Here is a 6,000-nt window from a genome sequence, read left to right on the forward strand (position 1 = left end):
GAAACTGTTTCAGAACGTTTAAACAAAAACGAACAAACAGTCAGACACAAGCATAAATTGCTTGATTCTAAACATTAAAATCAGGAATAAAAAATGTATTGATTATATAACTTGAATAAGGGGGGCGCATTCGCATCTGAATAATACGAAATGATCTGATTGTTCCTGAAATTTGGAATTGCAAGAAAAGCAATTGCTTTAAATTCCTGAATTATGGCAGGAAAGGCAATTTGAAAAAAGAAGATTTTTAAAGTAGCATTATCTGTTTTCTTTTCAAAATGAACTACTTTGTCTTTGCAGCATGAATTTTTCTTTTCGACAGAACCGCAGCATTTTTTTTCGGCAGCAACCTCTTTTGTTGTATTTAAGGATACAGAAGCTATTTTTCCGCCGCAATAATGCACATCAAAAGCAAACCCAACGTTGGAAACCAACAATAGGAAAGCTAAAAATAATCCTGTGCATTTCTTTAAACTCATACTGCAAAATTATTCAAAAGAGTTTAAAAAAGATATAATGAATTGTTATTTTTTGAGATTTTGCATCTGGTAATAAAATGCGGGAATAAATAAGAGTACAAATATTGGCTGAATAATAAATCTCCTGACATAAAAAAGAAGCCAGTTTCCGTCAGGGAAAAAATTAAGAATTATAAAGAACATCCCGAAAAGGACCAGAAAAAAAAACAAGTACATAAGGCTGCTAAACTTAAGGATGTCCATATCCTTAAAAAGCACATAAATAAGCAAAAGGGATAAAACGGAATTTAAAGAATAGCGCAATAAAAGCCCAAGAAAAAGTTTAAAAGAATCTATTTCAGGAAAAGGCAAACTTTTAAAATCAGCATTAAAATAAATCAGTAACGGGTCATAAAACAATTGATTTTCAAAACTTCTGATTAAAACAAAACAGAGCACAATAAAGATTGCGATCATGATTTTTGACTTATGTCCTTGTATTTTATTTAGCATACTTTGAAAATTTATTTACCCAAAAAACCCAAAGGATAAAAACCAGTCCGTAAATAATCAGCGGGAAAAGAACCCCGTGAAGGATATGTTCTTTTTCGGGAAAGTGAAACAGCAAAACGGCTAAAAGAGCAATACGTAGAACATTCAAAATATAAAGTAAGAAAACACCAAAAAGAATAAAGTAGATTGTTGTTTTTAATTTTACTGAAAAAGCAATTACAAAAGAAATAAATAAAATAATAACACTTACCGCATTACAACCTTCTATGATCCTTAAGGTATATTTATTATTGTACCAAAGTTCTAAAAACGGATTTGTTATACTCTTTATGATTTTTACGTCACAATGAAATAACCGCATAAGCTGATCTACGTTTTGGCCAACAATATTGGTTATTCCGTCAATGTCATTTGTTTCAAAACTGTTTAGATAGAGCTTGTAAATCAAGGTAAGGATAATATAAGCAGCAAAAAAAGTGCTTATAAAAATCAGGAAAGGTTTAAATTGCTGCAAATATTTTTTCAAAGGGAAATTTTTAACAAATTTATGTATTTTTTAAATTCAGCATTAAATACTTTTGTACAAAAATTTTCCATTATGACATTTCAGGAATTACAACCAAAAATAAGCGCTATTGTAGCTGATAACAATACAGTTAGAGATGAGAAATTATTAGCTGTCTGCCAATTATTAAATGAAAATGTAGAATATTACAATTGGGTTGGCTTTTATTTTGCCAATCATGAAAGTAAGACGCTGCATTTAGGCCCATATGTAGGAGCAGAAACAGATCACACCGTTATACCTTTCGGAAAAGGAATTTGTGGTCAGGTTGCCGAAAGCAATGCTAACTTTGTAGTACCGGATGTTGCTGCACAGGACAATTATATCGCATGTAGTTTTACCGTAAAATCTGAAATCGTGGTTCCTTTATTTGTTAATGGACAAAATATCGGGCAAATTGACATTGACAGTCATGTGATCGATCCTTTTACTGAAGCAGACGAAAGATTTTTAGAATTTGTAAATCAGGAAGTTGCTAAACTTTTCTAAAAAAAACAATCTCAAAAAACACAAAAAAATATTATTTTCAGCTCAAATTGTGCAATCTTTAAATTTTTCAATCTTTAAGTTTTATTTTTTCGGAAAAAAGATGTATTTTTGCACCCGTCTTACAAAAGATGTATGACATACATAAAAATCATTAAATAATATTGGAATGTATTTAACTAAAGAAAAGAAAGAAGAGATTTTCGCACAACACGGTGAAGCAACAAACACTGGAAAAGCAGAAGGTCAAATTGCATTGTTCACTTACAGAATTTCTCACTTAACTGAACACTTGAAAAAAAATCGTCACGATTACAACACTGAGCGTTCACTTGTACTATTAGTAGGTAAAAGAAGAGCTTTGTTGGATTACTTGAAAAAGAAAGAGATCAACAGATATCGTGAGATTATCAAAGTATTGAATATCAGAAAATAATCAATATAGAAAAGAGGTGCGAGAGTGCCTCTTTTTGTTTTTACAAAATACATGTCTTTCAGACAATTACAAGAAAAAAAGTTTGGTTTTTCATTGGGTTTTAGATAACAACAACTACACACAACAACACTACAACACAACTAAAACCCATTGTATAATCAATAAGGAAAAAATTTATGATTCCACAATTATTTGTAGAAAAAATCGATTTAGGTGATGGAAGAAGCATCACAATCGAGACAGGACGTTTAGCTAAACAAGCTGACGGTTCTGTAGTAGTTAGAATGGGCGATACAATGATTCTTGCAACAGCAGTTTCAGCTCGCACCAGCAACCCAGGCGTTGATTTTTTACCGTTAACGGTAGATTACCGCGAAAAATTTGCAGCAGCAGGTCGTTTCCCTGGAGGTTTCTTTAAAAGAGAAGCACGTCCAAGCGACAGCGAAGTATTAACAATGAGATTAGTTGACCGTGTATTGCGTCCGCTTTTCCCAGATGATTATCATGCTGAAACACAAGTTATGATTCAGTTAATGTCTCATGATGAAGAAGTTATGCCAGACGCTTTGGCTGGTTTAGCAGCATCTGCAGCATTAGCCGTTTCAGATATTCCATTTTACAACTTAATTTCAGAAGTACGTGTTGCACGTATCGACGGAAAATTAGTGATCAACCCAAGCAGAGCTGAATTAGAAAAATCTGACATCGATATGATGATTGGAGCTTCTATGGATTCTGTTGCGATGGTTGAAGGTGAGATGAAAGAAATCTCAGAGGCTGAAATGATCGAAGCTATTAAATTTGCTCACGAAGCTATTAAAGTACAAATTCAGGCGCAATTGCGTTTACAAGCTGCTTTTGGTAAAAAAGAAATTCGTACTTACGAAGGTGAGAAAGAAAACGAAGAAATTTACAAAAAAGTAAAAGCTGCAGCATATGACAAAATTTATGCTATTGCAAAAGTTGGTTCTGCTAAACATGAAAGAGGAGCTGCATTCGCTGAAGTAAAAGAAGAAGTAAAAGCTTTATTTACTGAAGAAGAATTAGCTGCTGACGGTGATTTAGTTTCTAAATATTTCTACAAAACAAACAAAGAAGCTGTTCGTAATGTAGTATTAGAATTAGGAATTCGTTTAGACGGTAGAAAAACTACAGACATCAGACCAATCTGGTGTGAAACTGATTATTTACCAAGAGTTCACGGTTCTTCTTTATTTACTCGTGGAGAAACTCAGGCTTTAGCTACAGTAACTTTAGGAACTTCAAGAGAAGCGAATCAAATCGATTCTCCATCTGAACAAGGTGAAGAGAAATTCTACTTACACTATAACTTCCCTCCTTTCTCTACTGGTGAAGCAAAACCTTTAAGAGGAACTTCAAGAAGAGAAGTTGGTCACGGTAACTTAGCTCAAAGAGCTTTAAAAAATATGATTCCTGTAGATTGTCCTTATACAATCCGTATTGTTTCTGAAGTTTTAGAATCTAATGGTTCTTCTTCTATGGCAACAGTTTGTGCAGGAACAATGGCTTTGATGGATGCCGGGGTTCAAATGGTAAAACCAGTTTCTGGAATTGCTATGGGATTGATTACTGACGGAGAGAAATTTGCTGTTTTGTCTGATATTTTAGGTGACGAAGATCACTTAGGAGATATGGACTTTAAAGTAACCGGAACTGCTGACGGTATCACTGCTTGTCAAATGGACATCAAAATTGATGGTTTACGTTATGATATTATGGAGCAGGCTTTAGCTCAGGCTCGTGATGGACGTTTACACATTTTAGGAAAATTAACTGAGACAATCGCTGCACCAAGAGCAGATGTTAAAGCTCATGCACCAAAAATCATTACCAGAACTATTCCTGGAAACTTTATTGGAGCATTAATTGGACCTGGTGGAAAAGTAATTCAGGAATTACAAAAAGCTACCGGAACAACTATTGTAATCAACGAAGTTGATGAGCAAGGTGTTATCGAAATCTTAGGTACAGATCCTGCCGGAATTGAAGCAGTATTGGCAAAAATTAAGTCAATCACTTTCAAACCGCAAATGGGAGAAGCTTACGAAGTGAAAGTAATCAAAATGTTAGATTTTGGAGCTGTAGTAGAATATACTGCTGCGCCAGGAAATGAAGTTTTATTACACGTTTCTGAATTAGCCTGGGAACGTACTGAAAATGTTACTGATGTTGTAAACATGGGTGATGTATTTGAAGTGAAATACTTAGGTGTTGATCCTAAAACTAAAAAAGAAAAAGTGTCAAGAAAAGCACTTATTCCAAGACCTCCACGTGAGGAGAAAAAAGAGTAATCAGATCTTAGTTTACTAAAGGTTTATTCATAGAAAACCCCAATTCATTTGTTGAATTGGGGTTTTTCGTTTCAATTAATTAAAGAGTTTGTGCTTTTTAAAAGGTCTTTTATTTCGAATCAAATAAGCATGATAACAGCTCGGAACATCAAAAGTCCATTTTGGAAGGATAAAAATGATTAATAAAACATCAATATGTCCAATTATTCCAAAAATAACAGCAAGCGAAAATGTAATCCCGGCATATCCAAAACCAATCATTCCCACAAAAGCCATTAACAATGTTATACCCCAAAGTTTGGAAAGCAATGCATGTGTGCATGTTTCTTTGCCAAATTTTATAAAACTAAAAATATAAGTCAGGGCTTCCATTAGAAAGATTACAGTTATAGGCATTGTGTTATCTATTATTATTTCAGGATTTAAAATCCATGAACACCATGCCACGCATAACCAAAAGATCAGATCGGTCTGACTATCCATTCTTCTAAGTTTTTCTGATGCTATACCTAATCTTCGTGCAATAATTCCATCAAAAATATCAGATAATAATCCGACGAAAATTAATACCACAAGTTCTGTTCTTATTTTATCTCCATAATTATAAGTAAGTGCTATCATAACTGGCCCCAAAAGCAATCTCAAAATGATAAGTAAAATAGGTGTGTTTTTCATATTTATTATTTTAATAATTTGTTTGTTTAAAAATTACAAAGCAAAGTTGTTGCAATTATCGCATATGGTTTTGCAAAAAACAATTAAAAAAAGTTCTATATTTGCGAAAATCACAAATATGAAATCGCAGGAATTATTTTTAAAAGCAATCAGGAATAAAATTCCTAAATCAGTTTCTTTGTTAGATGAAATAGCTTCTGTTTTAGAAATCAGTTATGATGCATCGCACCGAAGAATTTCTCAAAAAAGTAAATTTTCAATAGATGAGACTGTTAAACTATCTAATCATTTCAATATCTCTTTAGATAAATTATTCTTAAAAGAAGAAAAAGTCATTGTTGAAAAAACCATTGAAATTTCAACAATGAAAGATATGCTGGAATATTTCAGGTCGTCGGCAAAGCAAATTGAAATGCTTACTAAAAATCCAAAAACAACCCTTTTTTATTCTGCTAAGGATATTCCGTTATTTTATTTTATGGATGGAACTATTCTCTCAAAGTTCAAAGCATTCGTATGGCTTAATCTTTTAAACAGTAACCAAAAGAAAGTTTC

At 32.9% G+C, this 6,000-nt stretch carries 7 protein-coding genes and 1 pseudogene; 4 read left to right on the forward strand and 4 right to left on the reverse strand.

Annotation, left to right across the window (positions count from 1 at the left end):
• Positions 1 to 80: 80 nt before the first annotated feature.
• Genes DCO46_RS02290 through xrtF form a run of 3 tightly spaced genes read right to left on the reverse strand, consistent with a single transcriptional unit; the run spans position 81 to position 1,497 of the window.
• Entirely contained in the window at positions 81 to 479 is a 399-nt protein-coding gene (locus DCO46_RS02290; protein ID WP_116750984.1) for an HYC_CC_PP family protein, read from the reverse strand.
• Positions 480 to 524: 45 nt separating this feature from the next.
• Entirely contained in the window at positions 525 to 971 is a 447-nt protein-coding gene (locus DCO46_RS02295) for an exosortase F system-associated membrane protein (RefSeq protein ID WP_116750985.1), read from the reverse strand.
• Positions 961 to 1,497, reverse strand: a complete 537-nt coding sequence (xrtF, locus tag DCO46_RS02300; RefSeq protein ID WP_116750986.1) for an exosortase family protein XrtF — start codon at positions 1,495 to 1,497, stop codon at positions 961 to 963. The genes DCO46_RS02295 and xrtF overlap by 11 nt, the downstream gene beginning before the upstream one ends.
• Positions 1,498 to 1,569: 72 nt before the next feature.
• Between xrtF and DCO46_RS02305 the strand changes: the two genes are divergently transcribed.
• The 3 genes from DCO46_RS02305 (at position 1,570) to DCO46_RS02315 (ending at position 4,770) form a co-directional block, all read left to right on the forward strand.
• Complete coding sequence (locus DCO46_RS02305; RefSeq protein ID WP_116750989.1) at positions 1,570 to 2,025, forward strand: GAF domain-containing protein; 456 nt, start codon at positions 1,570 to 1,572, stop codon at positions 2,023 to 2,025.
• Between the two features lie 166 nt (positions 2,026 to 2,191).
• Positions 2,192 to 2,458 (forward strand): 30S ribosomal protein S15, encoded by a 267-nt coding sequence (rpsO, locus tag DCO46_RS02310; RefSeq protein ID WP_055097227.1) that lies wholly within the window; start codon positions 2,192 to 2,194, stop codon positions 2,456 to 2,458.
• Positions 2,459 to 2,634: 176 nt separating this feature from the next.
• Positions 2,635 to 4,770 carry a polyribonucleotide nucleotidyltransferase gene (locus DCO46_RS02315; RefSeq protein WP_116750987.1) on the forward strand — a complete coding sequence of 712 codons (2,136 nt, stop codon included), beginning with the start codon at positions 2,635 to 2,637 and terminating at the stop codon, positions 4,768 to 4,770.
• 75 nt (positions 4,771 to 4,845) lie between these two features.
• Here the strand turns inward: DCO46_RS02315 and DCO46_RS02320 are convergent, their stop codons facing one another.
• On the reverse strand, positions 4,846 to 5,445 hold the full coding sequence (locus DCO46_RS02320; protein WP_116750988.1) for a CDP-alcohol phosphatidyltransferase family protein: 600 nt from the start codon (positions 5,443 to 5,445) through the stop codon (positions 4,846 to 4,848).
• A gap of 118 nt (positions 5,446 to 5,563) precedes the next feature.
• On the opposite strand from DCO46_RS02320, the pseudogene DCO46_RS02325 reads away from it, so the two are divergent.
• Positions 5,564 to 6,000, forward strand: a pseudogene (locus DCO46_RS02325) (hypothetical protein); the annotation flags it as partial.

It is taken from the genome of Flavobacterium sp. HTF, assembly GCF_003105115.1.
Taxonomy (GTDB): Bacteria; Bacteroidota; Bacteroidia; order Flavobacteriales; family Flavobacteriaceae; genus Flavobacterium.